The 25,883-nt window shown below is 33.8% G+C and carries 24 protein-coding genes; 17 read left to right on the plus strand and 7 right to left on the minus strand.

Going from position 1 to position 25,883, the window contains the following annotated elements:
* Nucleotides 1-12 precede the first annotated feature (12 nt).
* On the plus strand, nt 13-258 hold the full coding sequence (locus ACGH46_RS06265) for a YcgL domain-containing protein (protein ID WP_065559500.1): 246 nt from the start codon (nt 13-15) through the stop codon (nt 256-258).
* Nucleotides 255-677: a YcgN family cysteine cluster protein gene (locus tag ACGH46_RS06270; RefSeq protein WP_411604793.1), complete on the plus strand. Its 423-nt coding sequence runs from the start codon at nt 255-257 to the stop codon at nt 675-677. Before ACGH46_RS06265 ends, ACGH46_RS06270 begins: the two co-directional genes overlap by 4 nt.
* A 31-nt stretch (nt 678-708) precedes the next feature.
* On the opposite strand, the gene ACGH46_RS06275 is transcribed toward ACGH46_RS06270, so the two are convergent.
* Complete coding sequence (locus ACGH46_RS06275; RefSeq protein WP_267380699.1) at nt 709-1,263, minus strand: YggT family protein; 555 nt, start codon at nt 1,261-1,263, stop codon at nt 709-711.
* A 37-nt stretch (nt 1,264-1,300) separates the two neighbouring features.
* Entirely contained in the window at nt 1,301-2,002 is a 702-nt protein-coding gene (locus tag ACGH46_RS06280) for a YggS family pyridoxal phosphate-dependent enzyme (RefSeq protein ID WP_411604795.1), read from the minus strand.
* Between the two features lie 23 nt (nt 2,003-2,025).
* Here ACGH46_RS06280 and ACGH46_RS06285 point away from each other — a divergent pair, with 23 nt between their 5' ends.
* The 4 genes from ACGH46_RS06285 (at nt 2,026) to ACGH46_RS06300 (ending at nt 4,940) form a co-directional block, all read left to right on the plus strand.
* Nucleotides 2,026-2,985: a type IV pilus twitching motility protein PilT gene (locus tag ACGH46_RS06285; RefSeq protein WP_411604797.1), complete on the plus strand. Its 960-nt coding sequence runs from the start codon at nt 2,026-2,028 to the stop codon at nt 2,983-2,985.
* 123 nt (nt 2,986-3,108) lie between these two features.
* Entirely contained in the window at nt 3,109-3,918 is an 810-nt protein-coding gene (gene proC / locus ACGH46_RS06290; RefSeq protein WP_267380696.1) for a pyrroline-5-carboxylate reductase, read from the plus strand.
* A gap of 347 nt (nt 3,919-4,265) precedes the next feature.
* Nucleotides 4,266-4,475 (plus strand): cold shock domain-containing protein, encoded by a 210-nt coding sequence (locus ACGH46_RS06295; protein WP_065559356.1) that lies wholly within the window; start codon nt 4,266-4,268, stop codon nt 4,473-4,475.
* Between the two features lie 183 nt (nt 4,476-4,658).
* Nucleotides 4,659-4,940 (plus strand): DUF5339 domain-containing protein, encoded by a 282-nt coding sequence (locus ACGH46_RS06300; protein ID WP_267352516.1) that lies wholly within the window; start codon nt 4,659-4,661, stop codon nt 4,938-4,940.
* A gap of 24 nt (nt 4,941-4,964) precedes the next feature.
* Here ACGH46_RS06300 and ACGH46_RS06305 read toward each other — a convergent pair whose 3' ends face one another.
* The 3 genes from ACGH46_RS06305 to ACGH46_RS06315 form a co-directional block, all read right to left on the minus strand.
* Complete coding sequence (locus ACGH46_RS06305) at nt 4,965-5,450, minus strand: thermonuclease family protein (RefSeq protein WP_411604799.1); 486 nt, start codon at nt 5,448-5,450, stop codon at nt 4,965-4,967.
* Nucleotides 5,451-5,686: 236 nt separating this feature from the next.
* Nucleotides 5,687-6,208, minus strand: coding sequence for a bifunctional 3-hydroxydecanoyl-ACP dehydratase/trans-2-decenoyl-ACP isomerase (gene fabA, locus ACGH46_RS06310; RefSeq protein WP_267352518.1), 522 nt, complete (start codon nt 6,206-6,208; stop codon nt 5,687-5,689).
* A gap of 152 nt (nt 6,209-6,360) precedes the next feature.
* Nucleotides 6,361-8,133, minus strand: coding sequence for an AAA family ATPase (locus tag ACGH46_RS06315; RefSeq protein ID WP_411590175.1), 1,773 nt, complete (start codon nt 8,131-8,133; stop codon nt 6,361-6,363).
* A 188-nt stretch (nt 8,134-8,321) separates the two neighbouring features.
* Here ACGH46_RS06315 and ACGH46_RS06320 point away from each other — a divergent pair, with 188 nt between their 5' ends.
* From ACGH46_RS06320 to ACGH46_RS06370, 11 genes are all read left to right on the plus strand, one after another.
* On the plus strand, nt 8,322-10,094 hold the full coding sequence (locus ACGH46_RS06320; RefSeq protein WP_267352520.1) for a DUF3413 domain-containing protein: 1,773 nt from the start codon (nt 8,322-8,324) through the stop codon (nt 10,092-10,094).
* Between the two features lie 506 nt (nt 10,095-10,600).
* A complete protein-coding gene (locus ACGH46_RS06325; protein ID WP_411604802.1) occupies nt 10,601-12,976 on the plus strand; it encodes a type VI secretion system Vgr family protein in 2,376 nt (791 codons plus the stop codon).
* Nucleotides 12,976-13,875, plus strand: a complete 900-nt coding sequence (locus ACGH46_RS06330; RefSeq protein WP_411604804.1) for a hypothetical protein — start codon at nt 12,976-12,978, stop codon at nt 13,873-13,875. Before ACGH46_RS06325 ends, ACGH46_RS06330 begins: the two co-directional genes overlap by 1 nt.
* Nucleotides 13,876-13,900: 25 nt before the next feature.
* Entirely contained in the window at nt 13,901-18,184 is a 4,284-nt protein-coding gene (locus ACGH46_RS06335) for a toxin VasX (protein WP_411604807.1), read from the plus strand.
* 6 nt (nt 18,185-18,190) lie between these two features.
* Nucleotides 18,191-18,913 (plus strand): hypothetical protein, encoded by a 723-nt coding sequence (locus tag ACGH46_RS06340; RefSeq protein ID WP_411604809.1) that lies wholly within the window; start codon nt 18,191-18,193, stop codon nt 18,911-18,913.
* Nucleotides 18,914-18,916: 3 nt separating this feature from the next.
* Entirely contained in the window at nt 18,917-19,639 is a 723-nt protein-coding gene (locus tag ACGH46_RS06345; RefSeq protein WP_411604812.1) for a hypothetical protein, read from the plus strand.
* A 3-nt stretch (nt 19,640-19,642) separates the two neighbouring features.
* Nucleotides 19,643-20,338 carry a hypothetical protein gene (locus tag ACGH46_RS06350; protein ID WP_411604815.1) on the plus strand — a complete coding sequence of 232 codons (696 nt, stop codon included), beginning with the start codon at nt 19,643-19,645 and terminating at the stop codon, nt 20,336-20,338.
* A gap of 34 nt (nt 20,339-20,372) precedes the next feature.
* On the plus strand, nt 20,373-20,573 hold the full coding sequence (locus tag ACGH46_RS06355; RefSeq protein WP_411604817.1) for a hypothetical protein: 201 nt from the start codon (nt 20,373-20,375) through the stop codon (nt 20,571-20,573).
* Between the two features lie 169 nt (nt 20,574-20,742).
* Nucleotides 20,743-21,015 carry a PAAR domain-containing protein gene (locus tag ACGH46_RS06360; RefSeq protein WP_267352526.1) on the plus strand — a complete coding sequence of 91 codons (273 nt, stop codon included), beginning with the start codon at nt 20,743-20,745 and terminating at the stop codon, nt 21,013-21,015.
* Nucleotides 21,015-22,217, plus strand: coding sequence for a hypothetical protein (locus ACGH46_RS06365; protein ID WP_411604820.1), 1,203 nt, complete (start codon nt 21,015-21,017; stop codon nt 22,215-22,217). Before ACGH46_RS06360 ends, ACGH46_RS06365 begins: the two co-directional genes overlap by 1 nt.
* A gap of 1,230 nt (nt 22,218-23,447) precedes the next feature.
* Nucleotides 23,448-24,197 carry a glycosyltransferase family 25 protein gene (locus ACGH46_RS06370; RefSeq protein WP_411596825.1) on the plus strand — a complete coding sequence of 250 codons (750 nt, stop codon included), beginning with the start codon at nt 23,448-23,450 and terminating at the stop codon, nt 24,195-24,197.
* Between the two features lie 163 nt (nt 24,198-24,360).
* On the opposite strand, the gene pdxT is transcribed toward ACGH46_RS06370, so the two are convergent.
* The gene (gene pdxT / locus ACGH46_RS06375; RefSeq protein ID WP_411604822.1) at nt 24,361-24,951 is read right to left on the minus strand and encodes a pyridoxal 5'-phosphate synthase glutaminase subunit PdxT; all 591 of its coding nucleotides are present in this window, start codon (nt 24,949-24,951) and stop codon (nt 24,361-24,363) included.
* A 2-nt stretch (nt 24,952-24,953) separates the two neighbouring features.
* Nucleotides 24,954-25,841: a pyridoxal 5'-phosphate synthase subunit PdxS gene (pdxS, locus tag ACGH46_RS06380; protein ID WP_411604825.1), complete on the minus strand. Its 888-nt coding sequence runs from the start codon at nt 25,839-25,841 to the stop codon at nt 24,954-24,956.
* Between the last annotated feature and the right edge of the window lie 42 nt (nt 25,842-25,883).

A 25,883-nucleotide genomic window follows, 5' to 3' on the forward strand; every position in this document is an offset into this window, starting at 1 on the left:
TTTTATTTTATGATGTGGTGTTATATTTATCGTAGTCCAAAAAAAGAAAATTGTTACTTGTATATGAAAAATGAAAATGATTTTTCTGGAATACCTGAAAGAATACTCTCAATTTTTGGTTCTCCGATATTTGTTATGAAAGTATTATTAGATGGAAAAAGACGTTTTGTAGTTGGAACATCCGAAGAAATCGAAGAAAAGATTAAAACGGATGGGTTTTTCTTACAAATGTTAAAAGAAGATGATTTTAAAGCATGATTGAGCCATTTTGGAAAGGTAAGACATTAGATCAACTTAGCGATGACGGATGGGAGCAGCTATGTGATGGTTGTGGTCAATGTTGTCTGAACAAATTAATGGATGAGGACACTGACGAAATCTTATACACTAATGTAGCTTGCAATTTGCTCGACGCCAACACATGCCAATGTAAACATTACGTTAATCGATTCAAATATGAACCCGATTGTATTAAGCTCACTCGAGAAAATTTACTTACTATTGAATGGCTACCTTTGAGTTGTTCTTATCGATATTTCCAAAAAAATGGGGATTTACCTGAATGGCATCCACTAATAGTGGGCAACAAAAAACTGATGCATGAATTAAAAATATCGGTTAAAAATCGAATTGTATATGAAAAAGATGTGATTTGTTGGGAAGATCATATCATTTAAAAAAAGGAGCAACAGCTCCTTTTTAAATCATCTAAAGAATGATCCACAGAGCACCAAAAATTTTGGTGGCAAAATAGTTCATAAACATTAGCACGACAGCCACAATAGCAAACGTAACATCGATCATGCCTATAGGAGGAATAAAACGACGAATTGGTGCCATTAATGGCTCTGTTAATTGGTAAAGAATTTCGTCAGGTACAGATTGCCCACGACTAATCCAACTCAAAACCGCTCTGAATAGCAATAACCAAAATAACAGGTAACCCATAGCATGCAAAATTGCGACCAAAGCAAACCATAAATAATCAACATTAAATGGTAAATTTATGGGGATAAAACTAAAAATAAACAAAATTTTAATTAAGGCAACTAAATACAAAAGTAGCCACGTTGCATAATCAAATTTTCCTACTGAAGGAATAAATCGGCGCAATGGTCCGATAATAGGTTGAGTAACTTTTACAATAAATTGAGTGATTGGATTATGAAAATTAACCCTGACTTGCTGCATCCACAAACGTAAAATTAAAACATACAGACAAAACGTTATAACCGTTTTGCCAAGAAAGTAGATCAATTCCATTGAAAACTCCTTAAATAAAAGTCATTGAGCCAATATATCATAAATACTTTCGCTCGCCAAAGATTGCCGTTCCAATACGAACCATTGTGCTACCAGCTAAAATCGCCGCTTTCATGTCTCCGCTCATTCCCATAGATAATGTATCAACATAAGGAATATCAATTTTTAATTGTTGTAAAAGCGCCGTCATTTTTGAAAAAATAGTGAATTGTTTATCGAAATCATCTTCGACTTCAGGGATAGCCATTAAACCACGTAAACAAAGGTTAGGTAATGTAATAATCTGGTGAGCTAAATCGAACACTTCTTCTGGTTTTACGCCGGATTTAGTGGCTTCTTGACTTATATTAACCTGAATAAGTACATTTAATTTAGCCATATTGGCAGGGCGCTGATCACTTAAGCGCTGAGCGATCTTGAAACGATCAATTGTATGCATCCAATCAAAGTGTTCTGCAACCAACTTGCTTTTATTCGACTGCAAAGGCCCAATAAAATGCCAAATAAGGGGATAATTTGGCATCGCTTTTTGAAAATAATTTATTTTTTCTACACCTTCTTGTACATAATTTTCACCAAATGCGAGCTGTCCTGCGTCTATTGCTTCTGTAATCAGTGTAACTGGTTTGGTCTTACTTACCGCAATAAGTTCAATTGTTTTGGGATCTCGACCGCAATTTGAAGCTATTTTCTCAATATCTTTTTTTATAGCCATTAAATTGTCATGTACTGTATTCATGTTTATACCTAATTATCATTAGTATGTCTAAATTAATATTACATTCTTTATTATCGCTTAGTGTAACCCAAAAAGCATCCGATTTGCACCTATCTAGTGGCGAAGTGCCTTGTATGCGCATTAATGGACAACTGCAATTTTTGTCTGTTTCTCAACTATCAGCACAAGTTTTGGAAATAGAATTATTTAAATTACTCAATGATTCCCAGAAAAATCGATTACAACAAAATGGTCAAATTGATATCGCTTATCATCCCGCAGAAATAGGGCGATTTCGAGTAAATATATTTTATCAAATGCGAGGTATTTCAGCTGTCTTTCGTGTCATCAATCACCAAATTCCAAGTTTACAAGAAATTAATGCCCCCAAAATTCTACCTGCATTAACACAAACTCAAAGCGGGATTATTTTAGTTACCGGTGCAACTGGTAGCGGTAAATCAACAACGCTAGCGTCATTGATACAATATATCAATATGACAGCAACTAAACATGTTATTACTTTAGAAGATCCGATAGAATTTATTTATCAAAATAATAAATCGCTTATTCAACAACGCGAGATTTCTGATTTTGGCTCGGCAATTGATAGTATTTTAAGACAAGATCCCGATATCATCATGCTTGGCGAATTACGGCATAAACAATCTATTCAAGTTGCGTTAACCGCTGCTGAGACAGGACATCTTGTCTTTGCAACTTTACATACAAGCTCTGCAATTAAAAGTATCAACCGAATTATTGATGTCTTTGAAAATCATTCACATAATTTTATACGAGCACAATTATCGACAAGTTTAAAAGCGATTATTACCCAAAAATTAGTCACAAATAACCGGCAGCGTAAAGCATTATTTGAAGTTTTGATTAATACGCCTGCGGTAAGCAACCTTATCAACGAAGGCAAAACTAAACAAATACTTTCATTAATGCAAACGGGTCAACAATATGGTATGCAAATAATGCAAAATGATGATTTGTAATGATCAGTAATACAATAAAATTATCATTATATTAAAATAAAAAATGATTGGATAAAATTTAAAGTTTTCTAAAAAAATAAATTATACTAGTGTTAAAAAGTTCAAATGAAAAAGGGGTAAATAATGGAACAACGCATTGGTTTAATTGGTTTAGGTAATATGGGTAATGCTATCTTACAAGGTATTTTATCAAGTAAAATTGTATCAGGTAATCAAATCAATATTTATGATACCCATCCAGAAAAAGGGATTTCACTTAATCAATCTTATGGAATTAATAATTTAGATTCAGCCAGAAATGTAGCAAAAGAATCGGATATGGTTATTGTGGCTGTTAAACCCAATGCTATTATTGATGTTTTAAATGATATCCAAAAAGAGTTAAAAAAAAGTACTATTGTTATTTCTATTGCAGCAGGGGTTAGTATAAAAACGATTGCAAAATGTGTGGGATATGAACAAAAAATTATAAGAGTCATGCCAAATACACCTGCCTTAGTCAATGCAGCAATGTGTTCAATCACGCCAAATACAGAAGTCACAGAAGAAGAATTAGCTACGGTTCAAACATTATTTAATTGTATTGGTGAAACTGAAATTGTACCTGAATATTTAATCGATGCTGTAGTCGGCGCAAGCGGATCCTCTCCTGCGTTTGTATTTATGTTTATTGAAGCTTTAGCTGATGGGGCAGTAAAAGGCGGTTTATCCAGAAAACAAGCCTATAAATTTGCTGCCCAAACAGTAATGGGATCTGCGAAGATGTTACTTGAAACGGGTAAGCATCCTGGTGAATTAAAAGATATGGTATGTTCACCAGCCGGTACGACCATTGAAGGCGTGCAAATGCTTGAAGAAAAGGGATTCAGAGCGGCGGTTATTGATGCTGTTGAAGCAACAATAAATAAGTCTCAAAGCATGAGTGAAAAATAACTTAGTCTCAAAATTTACATTTGGCAAAACTCTAAAATTAATTAAAACAAAAAAATTAAATTAATTTAACTAATGAATGCAAGTTAGGTTTTGCCTATTAAATAAATTTGTAAAACTTTACAAACAACACTTGCATTAACAATTAATATATGAGTTAATAGTTTACAGCATATAACGTGCAGATTTATTTAGTGACATCTTGATTTAAGCAGTTTGTAGTTTACTTTCTATTTACATTAGTATTAGTTCTCTTCAGCTTTCACGTTTCAGTGTTTATAAGTAGTCCAAGTTTTATGTTTTTTTTAAATTAGCCTTGTTGGCTTAAATTATTTTATAGGAAGATTATTATGTCTAAGAAAACTGGTCAAGTTAAGTGGTTCAACGAAAGTAAAGGTTATGGTTTCATTTCTCCTGCTGATGGTAGTAAAGATGTATTTGTACATTTTTCTGCAATCTCTGGTGAAGGTTTTAAAACTTTAGGTGAAGGTCAACAGGTTGAATTTTCAATTCAAGACAGTGAACGTGGCCCAGCTGCAGCAGATGTTGTTGTAATGTAATTCTGCACCCATCTTTATATTTTATCAGCATATTATAAATATGCTGATAATTTCCTACATCCTATAAAATATTTTATTTGCTTTTCCAAAATCTCTAATGTATTATTTTTTGCGATATTAGATGTGATAAATATACTAATATTATCAAAAAGATATTTTTTAAATCGAAAGGAAAAGTAAATAATGAAAAAAATACTAGTTTCAGCTGTACTTTTAAGTCTATCTTCAGCTGCGATGGCTGATTTATCTGATAGTTGTAAAACTTATTTTGAAAAAGTGGATAAATTAGTTGAATCTTTACCTAAAGATGCAGCAACAAAACAGCAAACTGATATGATGAAACAAAATTTAGAAGCAGGTAAAAAACAAGTTGCTGCTATGTCTTCAAGTGATCAAGAAACAGGTTGTAAACAAGGCTTAGATGCACTTAAACAATTAGAATCTCTTTATCCTGCTTTAAAATAAATTAATAAATTCTTGATGAAAAATCTATTTCTGATTTAAGCGTCGGAATTTCCATGGGGCTATTGGATTTTTATCTTTCCATAGTCCCTTTCTATTTTGTTTGGCTTGCGATTCAAGGGCTATTAATTGCTTATTTTTAGCCACACCTTTATAGCGATACACCCAAGCATATCCACTTGCAACCATTTTCTGATTGATATTAATGCCATTATAAAAAACGGTTCCTAATGTTCTGTTATAAATATCTTTGTTACTTTCTTTAATATAAACAGGTTTTCCTGCGATGAGTGAAGCTAGGTATTTTCTAGATGCATTACCGTAGGCTTGTTTGCTTTCTGGTGCATCGATATCAAGTAAACGGATTCGGATTTTTTGTTTCACAGGGGTTAATACATCAATTGTGTCACCATCTATTACTTTAACGACTTTTCCACTGAAATTAGCATAGGCAACGGTATTGAAAAAACAAGATAAAATAAAAAAAACAACAAAACGATTAAGTAAATTCATGATTAATAAAGACTATAAAAAAATTGCCACATTATACCTTGAATAGCAAAAAATACGAATGAAAAATCATTAACCTAAAGAAATTTGTATTCAATAGTTAATTTTTTAAGACAATAAAAACGGGCGAGAATATATTATTATACCAGGGATAAATGTATCTTCAGAAACTGCTTGGATAATCGATATTCAAGGTAGCCTTACCGAATAATGTGTAAGGCTAGTTAAAATCAAAAAAATTAAAATTCGCTGGTATCTTTGAATAACCCAACTTTAAGATCGGTAGCTTCGTAAATCAATTTACCATCTACATAAACTTCGCCATCACCGATTCCCATAATTAACTTGCGGTTAATCACACGTTTAAAATGGATTTTATAGGTAACTTTTTTGTTTTTAGGTAATATTTGACCTTTTAATTTTAATTCTCCAACCCCAAGAGCTCGACCTTTACCCTTACCGCCAATCCAGCCAAGGTAAAATCCGACTAATTGCCATAAAGCATCAAGCCCAAGACAACCAGGCATGACAGGATCATTTTTAAAATGACATTTGAAAAACCACAAATCTGGATTGATATCAAGTTCCGCTTCCACATAACCTTTATTAAAGTTTCCACCTTCTTCATTCATTTCGATAACACGGTCCATCATAAGCATTAAATCTGATGGTAAAGGCGGTCCGTCATGACCAAAAAGTTCACTATTTCCTGATTTAATCAGATCTGCTTTATCGTACGAAGATTTACGTTCAAATGTCATAAAAAAACCTTTTATTTTCTGTCATTACTTACATGATTATAAAAATAATTATTCAATAAAATATTATGAATAACCAATACTGTAAAATCCTTTGCCGCTTACTAAAATGTTACATCTCAACCAAATTCGGCTTTCAAGTTTATTGGGTATTACTATTTTTTGCAATATCTTTGCCATTTTGCAAACCAACCATCTTGTTTTTTATCTTGTAATAGCATAGTTTGCATACGTGCATAAATAAGCTTATAAAGACTAATTGCATTATCATCTTTATAAGGAATTCCTGTTAATAAATAAAGTGCATCCGCAATATGTTCAACAGTCCAAATAGAAAACTTTTCTTGAGCTATTGCTTCAATCACATTATCACTCAAGCACAAATGGCGTTGATTAGATGCGGGAATAATAACGCCTTGCTGACCGGTTAACCCCTGATGCTGACAAACAGTAAAAAAACCTTCAATTTTTTCGTTGATACCACCAATTGATTGTACATGACCAAATTGATCTACCGATCCGGTAACAGCTAATTGTTGATCGATAGGCTGACCTGAAAGCGCACTAATAATTGCACATAACCCAGCAAGCGATGCGCTGTCTCCGTCAATTTCATTATAAGACTGTTCAAATACTAAAGAGGTTGAAAAAGGTAATTGATGATTAATAGCAAATTCTGACATAATAAAAGCCTGCATGATCATCATACCTTTAGAATGAATATTTCCTGCAAGTTCAGTTTTGCGCTCGATATCAATTAACTCACCGTCTCCAAAATGAACAAGGCAACTTAAACGCGTTGGCTCACCAATCGCTAAAGGATAGCCAGGATATTCAACAACAGATAAACCATTAATTTGACCAACAACCTGATCTTGAGTATTAATCATGATCTGTTTATTAAAAAACTCTTCATGAAATCGTTTTTTAAGATAATCTTCACGCCATAATTTATTTTTAGTCGATGAAGCCACTGATAACTCATCAATAACCTCATTTTTGGCATAATAACTAGCATTAACTAATAAACCATGAACCCAATCAATCGCAAGGGGAAGATAAAACTGATCGCCTGTAAAACGCACCGCTTCTTGATATATTTTGTTAAAGGCGGATGGTGCAATACTTGGCAAATGAAATTTATCAGCAATAAATTGTAAATAATCTAGCCACGTAGTGAGCTTGTCAGATGAGGTAATCTGCAATTCATTTTCAAATTCAGCATAGATAGACGTATTATAAAATTCTGGATCAAAATCCTGTAATTCAGCTAAACTTAGCCGATCACCAACCAATATAATTCTTAAATCCAGTGGCATTGAAGGAATAGATAACGGCAATGGATGCGACTCATCAGCTGAAAACCAGTCGAATTCCTGTTTAAATACCATCTGCTTTAATTTAATCAATAAAGTAGGTTGGCTTAATAAAGATCGTAAACCTAAAATTAAAACCCCACCATTAGCCTGATGCACTAAACCTGGATCGAGTTTAATTGGGCTATTTTCTGGTTGTCGAACACAACCAAATAATTTCTCGCCATCAACATAACTTGATGCTAAACAATCATCTAAAATGGCAAAGTTATCCTGCTTGCTTTTGGCCTCAGTCAAAGTGACTTTATTATCATTAATAAAATAGCTGTAACCCAACGTTGAAGAGGACGCATGTAATTTAACTGCTTGTTTTAACAAATCAAAAAATAGTTCACTTTCTGACGCTTTCAGTAACATAAAACGAGGGTGATAACTTGCTCTTTTACTCGGGCATAACATGGATAATGCAGACGCAATCCGAGGTTGCCAAGAAAGAATATTGTTTGACTTTTCTATCACAGATTTAGTTTCTGCTTTACTAGGGTTACCAAGCGCACTAATCTGAGACAAATCAGGTTGGATTTGATGTATTTTAAGTTGTGAGATAGCCAAAATTATTATCTTTGTTGTTAGCGAATTTAATCCTTAAATTATAACAAGTATCGATTATAACGCCAAGATCATACCAAAATCTTTATGCTAACAAATAAAAAAATTACAGAAAGATTTTTCAAAATCAGGTAAACTGTAAAGTATCTTACAGTAAATATTCTTCATTACTATCGTTACCAATAATAAATATGCTCAAACTCAAAAATAATCATATCAAAGATACCCAATCCTCACAAATTGTAAGCTGGGGACACTGGTTTACATTATTTAATATTTTTGTTGTTATATCTTTGGGTAGCCAATATTTAATCATTGCAGACTGGCCAAGAACATTTATGGGGCGGTTTTATGCAATCATTAGTGCAATTGGGCATTTTAGCTTTTTAACGTTTATTACCTACCTCATATTACTTTTTCCATTAAGCTTTTTTATTCACTCAGCGCGTTGGCATCGAATATTAGCAACCATAATTGCCACATTAGGAATCGCCTTACTTTTAGTTGATATTGATATCTTCTCGCATTTTAGAATGCACTTAAATTTATCCATATGGCAGTTATTTACAGCGCAAAACGCCACTTTTTTAAGTAGTGCGTTTATAATTATTCCATTTATTTTATTAATTGAAATATTATTTGCATTATGGAGTTGGAAAAAATTACGCAGCTTAAATAAGCGTAAACGTTATGCAAAACCAGTCGTGGTTATATTTATTCTTTGTTTTGTCTTTTCGCATCTGATTCATATTTGGGCCGACGCAAATTTTTATCGCCCAATAACCATGCAACGTTCAAGCTTACCATTATCCTATCCATTGACCGCTAGACATTTCCTTGAACGATATGGATTTATGCCAGAAAATGATTACCGAACTCGGGTTAGCCAAGAAGGTAATCCTTTTGCTATTGCTATAGAATATCCTCTTGCACGGCTGAGTTATGATGAAAAACAAGCAACTCAAAATATACTAATGATAGTTATTGACGGATGGAATAGTCGTTTATTAAACGACAACATGCCATGGTTAAATGAATTTGCGAAAGAAAACCTTAAATTTACGGATCATTACTCTGCAAGTAACCAAACAAATATTAATAAATTTTCATTATTTTATGGACTCGATCCCAACTATTACAACAGCATATTAGCGGGTCATAAACCTTCAGTACTATTTGATGCTATTAATTATCGTCATTACAACTTAGGGATGTTTTCGTACGATGGATTTGATGAACCATTGTATCGATATGCATTGCTATCCAATTTTTCAATACCGCCGGCAAAAAAAATGACTAATAAACAGGTTACTGATAATTGGATGGCGTGGCATGATGAACAAAATAAATTAGAAAATCATGCACCACTATTTTCACTGGTACAATACTCACTCGGCGTAAAACATAAAAATATACCGCTAAAAGAACTTGAAACAGAAGCAAGAAAATTAGATCAATATCTTGAATCATTAATAGCGTATTTAAGACTAACCAATACCTACGAAAACACCGTAATTGTCATTACCGGAACCAATGACATCACTATAAAAGAAGCGAAAAAAACAGCGATACGTAATGACGACATTAATTACAGTCGAGAATCACTTAATGTGCCACTGATTATCTCATGGCCAAATAAAGAACCCGCTCAAATCAGCCGACTAACATCGCAAACTGATATTATGCGCACCTTAATGCAAGATGTGCTTTATGTTAACACCTCACCACATTTATATAATCAAGGTGAAAACTTATTCAACAGCAAGTCACGGCAATGGATAGTGGCGGGGAACGAAAAAGAAATCGCTGCACTATACAATGATAAAACAATTGTTTTAGATGGATTTGGACGATCTAAAATTTACGATATCAATAATACACTACAAAAAGAAGAAAAAATAAGTCTTCCTATATTTTTACAAATTGTCACGGCAAACCGTCGATTTATGGTGGTGTCTAATTAATTTAACGACTTAAAACACTAATGTTTAAAACAGTGGACTTAAAATAAGAATATAACAGTATGATCATCTTTAATGATTGATATTTTTTCTATACAGCACATGTATAACATAGCTATCACAAATTAAAATGGCTAGAAATATCGCTCAAATTTGTTAAACACTAACTATCAATTTTTAACGGCTGGATAAAATCATTCAAATTGGCTTTATTCAGCGCAATAAAAAACCAATAACTCATCATACAGAACATCTAAAAAAGTAAATTTTTCTAGATGATATTGTCACTTTCTAAACAAAAAATAAAACTCACTCATCCCAACCCCTAAAAAAACCAAATTTACCTAAAATTACTGATTATTTATAATCATAATAAAAAATAAATAAAAATGTTGACTGTTTAAACAAAAGCCCCTATTTTGTAAACTTTAAATTTAATTTATAAAAAATTTACGAAACTTATAAAAAATACATTATAGAGTAAAGAATCAAAAGTAAGGATTTGTGGCATGAATATAATGGATAAGTTGACAAATAGTATTTCTTCACTTAGTGAAAATTTGCCTTTTGCTAGCTCTGCACTGAATAACTATTCCCTTTCAATTGAACGACTTGATGCTTCATCAGATATATCAATATTATCGATTGAAGGAAAGGAACAAATTAATCAGCCATGGCGATACATCATCAATTTAACAAGCCAAAATAAACAGATATCAATTAATTCGGTATTAAGCCAAGCAGCATCGTTGACTTTCCATCCACGGGGTAAATCACTCGAATTAAAACAAATAAGTTCACAAGACATTCATGATAAGCCCAGAACAATATACGGGGTAATTACCGAATTTAGCTTAGTATCCATGAGCGAGGATCAAGCACAATATCGAGTAGTGCTTGAACCAAGAGTTGCACTGCTATCTAACAATTATCAAAGTGCTATTTTTCAAAATAAAAGTGTAGTAAATGTTGTTGAAGAAGTATTACGAAATCATGGATTAACCGGTATTGATTTTCGATTTGAACTAAACGAAACCTATCCTGCTCGTGAATTTATAACTCAATGGCAAGAATCCGATTTAGTCTTTATCCAAAGGCTGCTTGCTGATGTAGGTATTTGGTTCTATTTTGAAACCCATCCAGAACATCACTGTGATGTCATGGTAATTAGTGATTACGAACAAGGGTTTGATAATGCGGGTAGCATCATTATTAGACAACCAAGTGGCTTAAATGATAAGCAATCTCATAGTGTATGGGATCTACAGTTCAGCAGTAAAACAAAACCAAATCAAGTAAGTGTCAATGATTACAACTACCGTATAGCAAACAACTCTCTACATGGTATAGCCAACAGTCAACCCAAAGATATCACAACGCGTGGTGATGATTATCGTTACGAAGAACATCATAAAACACTGGGTGACAAACACACAGTAGAAAGTGGACAATGGTATGCGAATATACGACATCAACACTACATATCTGAACAATTATTTATTTACGGTAAATGCAATAATTACACATTAGTACCTGGTCAACGCATTATCATTGAAGGATGCCCAATTAATGATATAAAAGATGGTATTATCATTCTGACTACAGAGTGTCAGGGTGATCGAACAAATTCATACCAAACTCATTTTACAGCAATCCCCTATGACGTATTAAAACCTTATCGCCCAGCCCCCCTTAAATGGCCTCAAGTTACGGGTACATTACCTGCACGAGTAACGAGCCCGGATGATGACACCTATGGATACATAGATACTAAAGGGCGTTATCGCATCAAATTCAATTTTGACTTAAAAAACTGGAAAAAAGGCGAAGAAAGTTTATGGGTAAGGCTTGCAAAACCTTATTCAGGTAATACTTATGGCTTCCACTTTCCGCTTATTGACTCAACCGAAGTCGCTGTAGCTTTTACCAATGGTAATCCAGACAGACCTTACATTGCTCACGCAATGCATGACAGTACCCATCCAGACCATGTTACGACAATTAACAAACACCGAAATGTTATTCGAACACCAGCTAACAACAAATTACGCATGGATGACAAACGAGGGCAAGAACATATCAAGCTGGCGACTGAATACGGTAAAACTCAGCTAAATATTGGTCATCTTGTCAATGAAAAGAAAGAAAAACGTGGCGAAGGTTTTGAACTACGAACAGATGAATGGGGAGCGATACGTTCGGGAAAAGGGCTATACATAACCACTGAAGAACAAGTTAAAGCCGGTAAAACTCAACTTGAAATGGGTAGCGCAATTGAATCATTACAACAAGCAAGTGAAATGGTCAAACGGCTTAATGAGCTGGCTGAAGCGGCCGAAGCTGAACTCGCTGATTTATCGACGCAAAAAAAACTATTAGAGCAAAGTTTAAATGAATTAAAAGAACCGGCAATTTTAAATTATGCACCTTCTGGTATTGCACACACAACACCAAGTTCTATCCAGCACAGTGCAGGTGAAAACATCATCCAAACAGCACAAAACACGGTAGACATCAATGCTTTCAAGCGTTTTATGGTGACTGCGGGCAATATGATCAGCCTATTTGCAAATAAAATGGGGATTAAAATATTTGCTTCAAAAGGGAATGTCGATATACAAGCACAAAATGAAGAAATGCATTTAACTTCTAAACAAGATATGAAGATCACAAGTACAGACAGTGAAGTCATCGTATCAGCGAACAAAAAACTGACCTTAAGCTGTAATGGTGTTGCCATCGTATTAGAAAATGGCGAAATAAACTTTTATGCACCAGGTGATGTTAAAGTGAATGCTGCTAGTTTTGGCTTAATCAGTCCAGCGACATTATCCGTTGATCAAACAGCGTTACCATCAGGCAGTACATGTAAGGAAAATGCTTAATGAAACAGCAATTATTAAACCTATTAAATAGTGAAAGCAATCAACAATATTATCGATATTTACTCTTAGATCCACTTGTAGCCGTAAGCGAATTGGATTTTATCAGCCTCAATAATATTAAAGATCATTATGGTGAACAAGTGGTTACCCCTGTAATAAGAACAGACTTAGCCTACGATCTTGATGCGTGTCCACAGCTTGTAATACTTGGAAAACCTGAGCAACCGATTGAAGAACGATTATTAAAATTTAGTTTAATAGAAGCCGAAAGTGAATTATTACAAAGCAAGCGTTATGTCTGTAGTTGGCTAGTGAGCCAACATCCACCGAATATAATAGCTCAAATATTAGCTGACATAGGTAAATATTTAACTCAATTTATTGGCACAAAATTTGTTCCTTTTTATGAACCATTCCGCATGCAGTTATTACATCAAGGTAACATGATATGTACTGAATTTTTAGCGGATGTATTTAACAGTCTAATCAGTTACAGCTATTTAACCACTAATAAAACCATTTCGACAATCAATCGGTTAAATTACAAACCCGATTCATATAGTATTTTTCTTAGTGAGGAAGCAAAATTTTATCAACAACATATAAAAGTCATATTCGACATCTACTTATCTCAAGTTAATATTTATACCAAACAGGGTAAAGATGTAACGCAAATCAACTTAATTCAATTAGCTAATACCTATCAAAAAGCGTGTCAGTATGGATTAACGGATTTAAACGATCAAAAGATTTTTGTATTGATGTCATTACGTTATGGTGATTTGCTTAGTGTCAGCAAAATAAAAAATGCAATCGACCAAGCAAAACAAGATAAAGGAAGTCTGGCAGAAAGATTTCAAGCAATCGATAGGCAACAATTTTTATCAATAAAGCAATAAGATAGATAAATACAGGAATAGAAAAATGGAAAAGCAAGAAACAAACAAAACCACAGAAGAAGAACAACAAAAAAAACGAAAAGAAGAACAAGCCGCTGAACTCGAAGATCGCATTATTTATGCCGAAGCAAACAAAGATGGTAAAGACTCCCGTTCAGCTTTAGCAAATGGCGGTTGTGGCGTTTGTGAACGTAAAGGATTTCCCATTTTTCTAGTTCGAAAAGCCCCGATTAGTACGAGCTTTAGCTTAGCCCAACAAATGGGAGAAGCTATTAAATTTACCGATACAAAGCGTGAGCCACAAGTTGACTTGCTTACTCACAAATACGTTTATCGAACATTACGAGTGGGTTACGTTTATATCTTAGTGAAACATAAAACCAAAGGATGGGAATTTTTAGGATACGAAGTGACACCATCAGGGGTATTTCGTCATAAAACCATTACTGACTTAAAAGAGCGAAACGTTAAAGAGATCCCCGCAGCGTGTACCAAAGACGGTAATAATCACCATATACCTGGATCCTTTATCAATATTGACATCACGGTATACGAAGGCGAAGCCTACATTGCTTATACCCGTCGAGCATGGTCTCAAGGTGAAAACAGTGCGGTAGAAAAGTACCTAAAATTAATGAATGAATCCTCGATCACCATTGATTTACCATCCAAACAAGATCAAAAAAATGATTCATCGCAAAATGGGCAAAATAGTAATACCGAATCGGCAAAACGCAATACTAAAACTATCGATTTAAATACGGCGTTAAAACGGTTTACCAAAATCAAATTAAATCAAGAAACTTATAAAGATCCCACCAAATTGGCTGACAAAGATGGACGAAGTTTTGCATTCAACCAATTATTATCAGATAATTCATTATTAGAATTAGCCGCAAAACCGACAAACATCATACATAATCAAGGTAATGATGATGAAAGTGAACATGATAGCGATGATAAAGAACTGATTGAAGATAAAGATACCTTTATTACAGCACACAAATTCAACTCGTTACGAGATCGCCATAAAGCAAATAATAAAGAATATTTGAATTCACATGATGTGTTAAAAGAGCAAATTAATACATTTGAAAAAGATAAGCGTTTTGTTGTGCCAGTTGTTGTGATTGAAGATCCCTTTGGTATCGCAGAAGAGCTAAGTTTACAAAGACAGCTAAAAATCGAACCCATCACGCAGTTAATTATTCAATCGGAAGAAATCTATGCCAAGAAAATCGATGAAAATTACAAAAAAATCATTGAAGCAAACAAACGGTTAGATGAAAAATACAATGCAATATTAAACAATAAAGAGCCTGCACGTGATAAAAGTATTTTTGATGACATTAACGAAAAACAATATTATGACACTTACAACTCGTTGAGTTCAGATGTTATCAGTAAGCAATATTTTAAAGAAGAAAGATTGCATAAACGCAAAACATTAGCGTTAATAAATGAATACCGCAACCAAATTATCTCGTCTGAAACAGCAAAAGCGAAGGATGATATTCATTATGATTACTTTTATTATTCTTACTCAGGGCAATCAAGACTATATAGAAAATTTCCAAATACGCCTGACTTTTTGAAAAAGGGTTATCAAGAAATGCCAATGAGTCCAGATGAAAAGAAGAAACATTTGCATGAATTAAATAATCGATTTATAACAATATACACTTACGAAGACGTACGTAAGTTTAGAAATAATAACACTGCTGCAAAAGCCGCCAATGAAAACATAGATAAACAATTAGAAAAATACAACAGTTTAATAAGTACTCTTGATGAGCAAATTTTTATAGCAATAGAACAAGCGGACTATAACAAGTTTGTCGAATCAATTACTAAGCTTTCACAAGATTACTTTTATTACTTAACCTGGTTATTTGGTTTCAACGGATGTTCACAATATGCTCCTTCAGCAATTGAGCAGTATAATGATTGTGAATTTTGGTTAATCGAGTGTGATACTAACTGTTCCAATAATCATGTTGGCTACCTAACCGATTTTCTAAAACTGATTGATTTTACTTGTCTGGGTAATGTAAAAATGGAAGAGCAATCAGCGGTATGGGATACTCTGCTAAACAATGAAAACAGTCTGTTTTATCACCTGATTGACGGTCAACAAGGCAGTTTTTGGGAGTTAGTTTTCAATAAACGTCTGGATATTATGCAAGACGAACTCGCATTACATTCGAGTTTTACACCACAATTAACGAATAAAACCGAAGATCAAATTAAAGCTTATTTGCAACAGCAGTATGACAACGAACAAGCAGCGAAGCAAAAGCGCGTAGAGCAAACGAAAGTCCTTTTACAAGAACTGGAACAAGATTTAGGACAAGGCAAGTTAGCGAATAACTTTTTTGCCGAAAAAGGTGAACTTATGCTAAATCTCTATTTCATGCTATTTGCGCGTGTTTCAGCAGGATTGGCAAACCGCCCATCAATCCAATCTCAAACCAACGAACAACAAGATACAAAACAAGCGGACGCCTTGCTATTAAAAGTTATACCATTAATTATTCAAAGTAATCTGGTTATTCATGGTTACTTAATGCTGTATATTAAGCTGCAAAATATCCCGATTGCAAAATTATCTGAAGTTTTAAATTACTGGGAACCATTTGAAAGTAGCGATCAAGAACTGTCTTATAAAAATTACACCCTAACGGATGATCAAGACAGTACCATCGATTGGGATTTGCAGTCTACTTATGCCGATTATCTGGCATTCGGAACAAAAATAATCGAAATTGGCGCAAATGATAAGATATTACAAAATGGTAAAGAGCTGTTTCGAGCGATTAAAGCGACGTTAACATTTGCATTGAGTCGAAATTGGTTAGATGCCGCATTAACGTTTGGATTTGCCCAAAGCCGAAGCTTAAATATTGTCAACCAAATCAAAATTGATTTTTGTACGAGTATATTGAAAGATATTAAAGAAACCCGCATAAGTACTCGCTTACCAAAAACAGCCGATATGGTAGTTGGTATCAGTAAAATGGCAGTCGCTGGCGTACAATCCATAGTTGCCCATATGCAATATTTGGAAAATTTGAAAAAATTAGATGATCCCACATTAAGTGAAACCGTTCGCTTTGAAATAAAACGCGATGTGCAATTTGGCTTATGTAAAGTAGCTGCAAACCACGCATCAACAGTTAATGAAGTGTTATTATTTTTGAATAAAACACTACCAAGAGTCTGGCGAAGAACATTAAGATTTAATAAAAGTATGAGATTGATTAGCAATAGTGTTCTTAAAGGTTCGGTAGGGGTAACAGCGGTATTAGGCTCCATAACCAGTTTTATCACTATACTCGAAGGGAGCATGTTATTTTTAAAAGGGTATGCCAAAGGGGGCAAAGTAGGCACAGCCTATATGATTGCAGGTGGCTTGCAAATGTTTTCGGGTTTTGTATGTCTAATGCAAACAGTTGGAATATTGGGGTTATTTTCTGGCCCGATTGGCGCAGCCATATTTATTCTAGGACTAGTTGCGGGTGTCGCTGCTGCAATTATAACAATGATCTATAAAGATGAAACCGATGACTGGGATAAAATGCAAATCTGGTTTAATTACTGCCTATTTGGATTACAACAACCAAGTGACAAAGGCGTACCTTATTTAGCCAACTTTGACAGCATGGCATTAGCGATTAATGACTTTATGGTGGCAAGAACAGGGCTCTATGCGGTGCTTCAGTTCGACAATAACAAAATATACTATATGGACGAAATGAGAAAAGTACAAGAAATTCTCGAATTACAAAATCAAATGCCAAAAGTTGACGTCGGTTCCTACCCAATAGGCGGTTACGTAAATAATACACCTTTTTGTAAGGAAATATATCTTTCGGTGGGGTTACCCAATTTTAAAGCTAAAAAAAGTGATTATGAAGGTAAAATTCGATTTTTAGATAAACATACGCAAGAATTGGTGACGTTAAATATTAGTAATGGTGAAGAGTATCCGATTCTTACCTTTACGCAAGATTCCGTTGAAGACTTACTGATTAAACGCAAAGCGCCTTTAGCGCCAGTAACAGAAGATTATGAATTAGAGAAAAATAAAGTTGGAAAGGTGGAATCTTACAATGATGCAATAGATGCTGATGGAAAAAAATTGGGTTACTTTGAAATCTACTATAAAACAGGTGAATGCTATTTTTCGGCAAATAACGAAATTAATTTACAACTCTACTATTGGCCAACGGGTAGAACCACCAAAGATAACCAAGGCAATACAGTCGAAGCCAATCCTATTGTCATTTCGGATACATACAAAAGGTAATGATTTATGAAATTAAAAAACAGTAAATTCAAAAAGCTATCAGCCCTATTGATTGTTGGTAGTTGTTTAGTTGGTTGTTATAACAAAGAAGAATTTAAACACATTATTCAAGACGGTTATGACAAAGCACGTGCCAATACGAAAGTAAAAGGTGATTTTTGCTATTACTTAGGCGTACTAAGATTCCCTTATACGGATGAGCCAGTATTAGAAACGGATATAAGATGGGATATTTGGAACAAACGTAAATTATCAAGATCATTACCCCTATTTGCCGAAATTGGTTTATTAAGTCGACAATCTGTGGAAGGGCAATCAGGACTGTATCATTATGACTTAACCGACTTGGGGCGGGAATATTGGCATCAATACATTGATAATAGAGATGATGAACCTCTCTACCATAATGAATTTTGTTATGGACCAATAGTTGTTGAAAGAGTGACAGATGTCACCAAAAAGGAATACACCCGAGCGCAAGGTTATAGCTATAATGAAGTTAATTTATTGGTTCAGTTTCAATATCATGTTTTAGACATCCCAGACTGGGCAATCAACAACCAAGAAAAATTGAATGCGGTATATCCCCAAGTAAAAGTAAGATTGCCTGATAGAAATTATTTGCAAACTATAAAATTTTATGTAGGTAAAGATGATAAATTATATCAAAATAGCCTGTCCTATTTTCAAATTAAACCCACAAGTGAAACAATGGACAATAGTAAATAATTTATGAAGCAAAAAAATAGTAAATTCACCAAACTATTAGCCTTATTGATTGCTGGCAGTAGTTTAGTTGGTTGTTATAACAAAGAAGAATTTAAACGCATTATTCAAGACGGTTATGAGAATGGGAGAGCCAAAACGAAAGTAAAAGGCGATTTTTGCTATTACTTAGGTGTATTAAGATTCCCTTATACTGATGAGCCAGTTCTAGAAACGGATATAAGATGGAATATTTGGAATAAAGGTAGATTATCAAGGTCATTACCCCTATTTGCCGAAATAGGCTTATTAAGTCGACAACCCGTGGAAGGTCAATCAGGACTGTATCATTATGACTTAACTGACTTAGGTCGAGAATATTTATATCAATATGTTGAAAAAGGTGTTTCAGGACCTCTTCATCATACTCAGTTTTGTTATGGGCCGATCGTGGTTGATCGGGTAACAGATGTCACAAAAAATGAGTACACCCGAGCACAAGGTTATAGCTACAACAAAGTCAACCTTGATGTCTATTATGAATATCATGTTATCGATGTGCCAAATTGGGTAATAAACAATCAAGATAAACTTAATGCTGTGTATATTCAAACTAAGGCAAAATTACCCGGAAAAACTTATAAAGATATTATTACGTTTAATGTTGGTAAAGAGGGAAAATTATATCAAAATACTTTAGGTTACAAGCGTATTAAACCAATAGGCGAAGCACAGTCTAATAAAGAATGATTTATGAAACCAAAAAACAGTAAATTGACCCAACTATTATTGCTATTGATTGCTTGCAATAGTTTAGTTGGTTGTTATAACAAAGAAGAATTTAAACACATTATTCAAAACGGGTATGACAAAGTACGTGCCAATACGAAAGTAAAAGGCGATTTTTGTTATTATTTAGGAGATCTTCGATTCCCTTATACCGATGAGCCAGTGAAGGAAGACGATACCAGAGGTATGATTTGGAATAAGGAAGATCTTGCTAAAAGTTTACCTTTATTTGCCGAAATTGGCTTATTAAGTCGACAACCCGTGGCAGGGCAATCAGGACTATATCATTATGATTTGACCGACTTGGGTCGAGAATATTGGCATCAAGATATTGATAATAGATTTAAAAGAACACGTTACTATAATCAATTTTGTTACGGACCGATCGTGGTTGAACGAGTGACAGATGTCACCAAAAATGAGTATACCCGAGCACAAGGTTATAGCTATAACAAAGTCAATCTTGAAGTAGATTTTGATTATCATGTTATCGAAGTGCCAGATTGGGTAATAAACAATAAAGAAAAACTGAATTCGATATATCCACAATCAGATGTAATGTTACCAAATGAAAGTTATTCGCATACCATAAAATTTTATGTGGGTAAGGATGATAAATTGTATCAAGATAATCTTTCCTATTTTCAATTTAAACCATAAATTCTAAACCATAAATTCAAAGGTTTTAAAAAAGATGAGTAAACTCACCCAACTACTAGCCCTATTGATCGCTGGTAGTAGTCTAATCGGTTGTTATAATAAAGAAGAATTTAAACGCATTATTCAAGACGGTTATGACAAAGCACGCGCCAATACGAAAGTAAAAGGTGATTTTTGTTATTACATAGGTGTACTAAAATTCCCTTATACCGATGAGCCAATACTAATGCTATAAAAGGCATTCAAACAGAAATCTAAGACAAATATGAACCCAATAATTGTATAAAAACTAATGGAATATTAATTAAAGATAATAACTTTAATTTGAATGTTAATTAGCTATAATTAGTTGCAGTATAAACAAATAAAAAAGTTAACAAAGGTAAATAAAAAAGGAATTAAAAATGACTAATTTACGAGGCGTTATTCGTTTAGGTGATGATACTAATCATGGCGGTAAAGTTATTACCGCGTCAACCACAATGAAAGTAATGGGTAAACCTGTTGCTCGAGTCGGTGATTTAGTTAGTTGCCCCATTCATAAGCATGGTGTCAATTCAATTATAGAAGGTGAACCAACAATGACAGATCAGGGTAAAAAAATTGCTTTAGATGGGCATAAAAGTGCTTGTGGTTGTTCGTTAATTTCATCGATATCTAAAGTAGGAAAAAGCTAATGCCCGTTAATCTAAATGCTATCCCTGACTCACTGCCTAAACAGAAAAAAGGTAACTTTTGGCTTTGGCTTGGTTTTCTTATCTTGTCTGTCGCTTTAGGTGTATTGGGTACTCTAATTTACAGTGTTTTTTATAGTCTTTCTAATTTTTGGTTTATTTGTTTTTCGATTATTTTTCCAGTCTCAATATGGATGTTTTGTTTTTTTTATAATCTTTATATTCGTTTTTGTAATGATATATATATTGAAAATTGGAATATTGATTGTGAAATCGAACGACAAGAGTTAATTGAATTTGCAAGACGAGGTTTATACGTGTTAAGTCATTCTCTTGAAACGCATCATGGCAAACAGGGTAGTGGTGTCGGCGTGGCTAACAATAAAGTGTTATTAAGTTCGATGCCTGTTGTTAGTGGTAGAAAGTCTATTGCATATAGTTCATTAGCTATACCTGAAAGTTTGTTAGGTAACTATATTGAACAACGATTAAAAGCAAAATTTGATGAGTGGAAACTTGAATACCAAACAATATTTAATCGTCTTTCTCCAAAATTAAATATTCATGTACGATTGTTCATTGATTCAGAACCAAGTATTGATAATCTTGAAGATATTTGGACACAAACCTTAGGAAAATTAATTAAACCTACTAGTTTTGAAATAAAAAACCCTAAAAATAGTACTTTATTCACTGAGTCATGGTTGGATCATCGTGATCATGATTCTGATTTATTAATTGTCATTGCTGGTCATCTTTTTCAAATACCTTCTGAAAATGAAGGCGAATTTTTATCGTTCATGTTGTTTGCTGGTGAAGAAGCGATTAATGATCTTTGTCTTTCTGATTTTAGAGAATCAGCTATTAAAGTCTATCGTAGTGAACAAACTCAAACATTAGAAGAAACAATCGACAAGGCATTACTTTGGGGTGATGGTAAAGATAAAGATTATGACGGAATTTGGACAAGTTTTATCAGTGAAGATCAAAACAAAGCGGTATTAAATCATTTAAATATTATTGATTTTAAACCAAATAATTTTTTTAGTGTCGATAATTCAATTGGTAAATCAGGTAATTGTGCTTTATGGTTGGCAACGGGATTGGCTATTGAACAAGCGTTAGATAGTAAAAATAAGCAGTTTATCTTAATTGGTCAACCTGAATTAACTGCTTCTGTTGTAGCTTATCCTCAGCTCAGTTAAAAGTAATGAGTGATGAATGACTTAAAATGTTCTTCATTTAGGCAATGGTATACAGCTTCGAGACGTTTTAACAATTAAAATGAACATAATTGACATTAGTTATTGTTGATTCGCGTTTAAATTATTTAACCATAACATTATGGAATTTAGTTTAAACTTTTTCGAAGCTTTTTAAGCATTCAAGAAATATCCGTAGTTGAAAATTACCGTTTAAAAATGGCGTTACGGTTAAGTAATATAAACATTTAATTTGTCTAACTAGTTGTAATAATTAAAAGTTTGTATATACAGTGACCGCACCGCAAACTTTAACAAATCAATAACATTCGCATATCTATAAAGTCTATGTTTTAAAGCAGAAACGAACTGGTAGCGAAGTGTTAAAACATCTTAGAACCCATACCCCGTTTTTTTCTTGTGCGAAAACGCCTTTTTTAGAACTGCAAAAACTTATATTTAGTCAAGATCATTTATTATTAATGACTAAAAATAGCAAACAAATTAATTCATATCGATATCAGTCTAAACCAGACGATCAAGATTATTTGATGAAAATATGGAGTTAAAAAAGAGTTTAACGGAAGCATAAAAAGAGCCATGAAAAACCCATGCATAAAAAAAATTGGAATGCCTAGGCTACCATGTTCATACCTAACTGATACGAAAAAACTGTTTAGAATAAAAAATCATGACAATGTTAACGTCGAAATTCTAAATTTATCAACGATGTTACGCGGTAAAACAATCGACCTAATGGAAAAATTATAATTGATAGGGCTACTTTGAATGCCGTTCGGTAAATTGATTTAAGTTAGATTATTTGTGCTCAGGGTTATCGAGCGCAATAATATGTAGGACTATTTTGCTTTAATTGCATTCTAATACTACTTACTATTACATATATTTGTCAAAAAAAAACATGAACATTTAAATAATTACTAATTGTGGCACGAACGAGCATGAGTTATTTAAACTGATTTACTCACGTCAACTATTAGTAAAATCGAGAAAGGAATCGACTATTGGAGCATGAAAACACTATTTTTAAATATTTGGATGGATGTAAATAGACGACGATTTTGTCAAATCCTATAACAAACATTGGTTATTGTAATAATTTTATAGCTATGTAATCTAATTGTTTTTTAGTAAATTATTGTCAATTAATAATATCCAGTGTATATTTAGTGGTCGTATTATTTGTAAATAATAATTGAGAATATTTAATTAGTGAAAGTGTTTGTAATAAATTTGAGCAGTGCAGTAAATAGACGGGATAGAATTTCTAATTTATGTAAAAAATTGAAAATGGATTTTGAAATTATTACAGCGATTGACGGGCGTGAATTAGATGAAAATTTTATTAATGACAATGTTTATGATTATAAAAATTGTTTTTTAACGAAAGGTGAAATTGGATGTGCCCTCAGTCATATAGGTGTGTATAAAGAAATTATAAATCGGAGGTTACCTTATGCACTAATTATTGAGGATGACGCAATCTTCGATAGTAGAACAGTAGATTTTATGAGTGCATTCGAAAAAAAACCAAAAAACGGAATTTTTTTGCTAACTGGTGACGTCGAATACGCAAAAAATAAAAAAATGAGACTTGGCGATTTTAATGTTTTCCCAATAGCTAAGGCTATTCGCGCTACAGGCTATATAATTACATTAAAAACAGCAAAAAAGATGGTTGAGTTTCTAATGCCTATCAGATACGAGGCAGATATGTTTGAAATTTTCAGAACGTGCGGAAATATAAAAACATACTTTACCTTACCACATCTCATTGAAACCAACGATCGCGATAAGAACGATTCCTCACTTGAAGCGGAGCGCAAATTGGTTGTTGCTAATCGAGAAAATTACCGAAAAAAATTATATAGCCTAGAGAAACGACCTAAAGTCAATTTTATTGTTTCGATACTGCAAATGTTTTCAAAAAAACCTAAATATAGGAATTATTTTGATTACTGATTGCTAAACAAACGGTATGAGTTTGCAATATCAACATTATTAACATTAATACGTACTAATAGTAATTGGTATTTTTTACAATTGTGTTCCCCATACATATGGGTATAGATATTTAATAACACAGATTAAATATCTATACCTTGTCTTTTGAAAATACTTCCCATCAACATTTATCAACAAAATATTTCATCACCCGATTATCGTTAGATAGCTCGGGATGAAATGAGCAGACTAAAATATTATCTTGTTCTGCCATTACACAGTGATCATCAATAAATGCCAGTTGTTTTACTGGGTTACCTGCATGGATGATATAAGGAGCACGGATAAAGATGGCTGGAATGTGCTTGCCAATTGACGCTATATCTAAAAAGGTTTCAAAACTTGCTACTTGCCGACCAAACCCGTTGCGTTCAACGGTAATATCCATTAATTCAAGCAGTTCAACTTCATGATGAGTGGTTGTCATACCACAAAGAACTAAGCCGGCACAGGTGCCTAAAATACTTTTGCCTTGACGGGCAAATTCTTTGATGGGGTCAAATAATCCATTTTGCTTAATTAGTCGGCTAATTGTGGTAGATTCACCGCCTGGAATAATTAGACCATCCAATCCCGCTAAATGTTCTGGTTTTTTTACTGTCACCGCAATCACATTTTCGATACTCAGCAACATGGTTATATGTTCACTAACTGCGCCTTGTAAGTTAAGCACGCCAATTTTTTTTAACCGTAAGGGTTTGAGTGATTGCATCGTTACCATCCTCGTTCTTGCATTCTTTCGGATTCAGACAATTTACTGATCTCAATGCCTTTCATTGCCTCACCTAATCCTTTAGATAGTTCTGCTAAGCGTGGATAATCGTCATAATACGTCGTTGCCTGCACAATCGCTTTGGCAAATTTTTCAGGATGTTGCGATTTAAAAATACCCGAGCCAACAAAAACGCCGTCTGCGCCAAGTTGCATCATCAAGGCTGCATCGGCTGGGGTTGCAATGCCTCCGGCAGCAAAGTTAACAACAGGTAATTTACCCAACTGTTTGATTTGTATGACGAGTTCATAAGGCGCACCGATTTCTTTTGCCAATGTCATTAGTTCATCTTTAGATTTACTGTTTACCAATCGAATTTGTTCGTTTACTCTGCGCATATGGCGTACTGCTTCAACGATATTACCTGTTCCCGGTTCCCCTTTTATGCGTAGCATGGATGCCCCTTCACCTATACGACGTAGTGCTTCGCCTAAATCACGACAACCACAAACAAAAGGTACGGTAAATTCATCTTTGAGTAAATGGTACTGTTCATCGGCAGGTGTTAATACTTCGCTTTCATCAATATAATCAACGCCCATTGATTCTAAAATACGGGCTTCAACAATATGACCAATACGCGCTTTTGCCATGACAGGAATTGTAACCGCATTCATCACTGCTTCAACAATAGTTGGATCTGCCATTCGGGCAACACCACCAGCAGCACGAATATCTGATGGAACCCGTTCTAGTGCCATAACGGCGACAGCGCCAGCTTGTTCAGCGATTTTGGCTTGTTCTGCATTCACCACATCCATTATCACGCCACCTTTTTGCATTTGTGCCATACCCCGTTTTACGGTCTGTGTTCCGATAATTTTATTCATCACGTCTCCTGTTTTAAATTAATTAATGCTTAGTTATGTATT

The sequence above is a fragment of the Gilliamella sp. CG22 genome (assembly GCF_046635725.1).
GTDB lineage: Bacteria > Pseudomonadota > Gammaproteobacteria > Enterobacterales > Orbaceae > Gilliamella > Gilliamella apicola_I.

Bases quoted from the DNA above. Each gene is read 5' to 3' on its own strand.
- ACGH46_RS06265 (WP_065559500.1), top strand. From the start codon at position 13: ATGTGGTGTTATATTTATCGTAGTCCAAAAAAAGAAAATTGTTACTTG.
- ACGH46_RS06270 (WP_411604793.1), top strand. From the start codon at position 255: ATGATTGAGCCATTTTGGAAAGGTAAGACATTAGATCAACTTAGCGAT.
- ACGH46_RS06275 (WP_267380699.1), bottom strand. From the start codon at position 1,263: ATGGAATTGATCTACTTTCTTGGCAAAACGGTTATAACGTTTTGTCTG.
- ACGH46_RS06280 (WP_411604795.1), bottom strand. From the start codon at position 2,002: ATGAATACAGTACATGACAATTTAATGGCTATAAAAAAAGATATTGAG.
- ACGH46_RS06285 (WP_411604797.1), top strand. From the start codon at position 2,026: ATGTCTAAATTAATATTACATTCTTTATTATCGCTTAGTGTAACCCAA.
- proC (WP_267380696.1), top strand. From the start codon at position 3,109: ATGGAACAACGCATTGGTTTAATTGGTTTAGGTAATATGGGTAATGCT.
- ACGH46_RS06295 (WP_065559356.1), top strand. From the start codon at position 4,266: ATGTCTAAGAAAACTGGTCAAGTTAAGTGGTTCAACGAAAGTAAAGGT.
- ACGH46_RS06300 (WP_267352516.1), top strand. From the start codon at position 4,659: ATGAAAAAAATACTAGTTTCAGCTGTACTTTTAAGTCTATCTTCAGCT.
- ACGH46_RS06305 (WP_411604799.1), bottom strand. From the start codon at position 5,450: ATGAATTTACTTAATCGTTTTGTTGTTTTTTTTATTTTATCTTGTTTT.
- fabA (WP_267352518.1), bottom strand. From the start codon at position 6,208: ATGACATTTGAACGTAAATCTTCGTACGATAAAGCAGATCTGATTAAA.
- ACGH46_RS06320 (WP_267352520.1), top strand. From the start codon at position 8,322: ATGCTCAAACTCAAAAATAATCATATCAAAGATACCCAATCCTCACAA.
- ACGH46_RS06325 (WP_411604802.1), top strand. From the start codon at position 10,601: ATGAATATAATGGATAAGTTGACAAATAGTATTTCTTCACTTAGTGAA.
- ACGH46_RS06330 (WP_411604804.1), top strand. From the start codon at position 12,976: ATGAAACAGCAATTATTAAACCTATTAAATAGTGAAAGCAATCAACAA.
- ACGH46_RS06335 (WP_411604807.1), top strand. From the start codon at position 13,901: ATGGAAAAGCAAGAAACAAACAAAACCACAGAAGAAGAACAACAAAAA.
- ACGH46_RS06340 (WP_411604809.1), top strand. From the start codon at position 18,191: ATGAAATTAAAAAACAGTAAATTCAAAAAGCTATCAGCCCTATTGATT.
- ACGH46_RS06345 (WP_411604812.1), top strand. From the start codon at position 18,917: ATGAAGCAAAAAAATAGTAAATTCACCAAACTATTAGCCTTATTGATT.
- ACGH46_RS06350 (WP_411604815.1), top strand. From the start codon at position 19,643: ATGAAACCAAAAAACAGTAAATTGACCCAACTATTATTGCTATTGATT.
- ACGH46_RS06355 (WP_411604817.1), top strand. From the start codon at position 20,373: ATGAGTAAACTCACCCAACTACTAGCCCTATTGATCGCTGGTAGTAGT.
- ACGH46_RS06360 (WP_267352526.1), top strand. From the start codon at position 20,743: ATGACTAATTTACGAGGCGTTATTCGTTTAGGTGATGATACTAATCAT.
- ACGH46_RS06365 (WP_411604820.1), top strand. From the start codon at position 21,015: ATGCCCGTTAATCTAAATGCTATCCCTGACTCACTGCCTAAACAGAAA.
- pdxT (WP_411604822.1), bottom strand. From the start codon at position 24,951: ATGCAATCACTCAAACCCTTACGGTTAAAAAAAATTGGCGTGCTTAAC.
- pdxS (WP_411604825.1), bottom strand. From the start codon at position 25,841: ATGAATAAAATTATCGGAACACAGACCGTAAAACGGGGTATGGCACAA.